Here is a 338-nt window from a genome sequence, read left to right as displayed (position 1 = left end):
AATCCGGTGGCGGGTCTACGGTTAAATCGATGCGCTTTTTTCCCCGCACTGCTGCTTCGTTTTCGATATAAAAACAGTCATCCGCTTCGAGTCCCTGGTTCATGCTTTCGCTTTTAAATGTAGTCGAACCGAGACTGCGAAATTCCATATCGCATTCTTCCAAAATGGCTTTTACAAAATCAGCAATCATTACTTTATCATCTTCATGCTCGGGTAAAGGTACCATGATTTCTAGCATTCCCTGACTGTAATTAATCCGCACACCTCGGTTTTCGCCAAATTCCTCTAAAATTTGTTCGTACATTTGCCAAGTAACATCGGTCATCAGTAGTTGTTGG

1 protein-coding gene is annotated in these 338 nt (G+C 42.6%); it reads right to left on the bottom strand.

Annotation, left to right across the window (positions count from 1 at the left end; translation table 11 throughout):
* Positions 1 to 338: Uma2 family endonuclease (locus AC0QH1_RS19515; RefSeq protein WP_324632952.1), on the bottom strand; the 338-nt coding region annotated here is incomplete at both ends.

This window comes from Phormidium sp. CCY1219 (assembly GCF_055795085.1).
The sequence above is the reverse complement of the archived record's forward strand: the minus strand, read 5'-3'. Positions and strand labels throughout refer to the sequence as shown.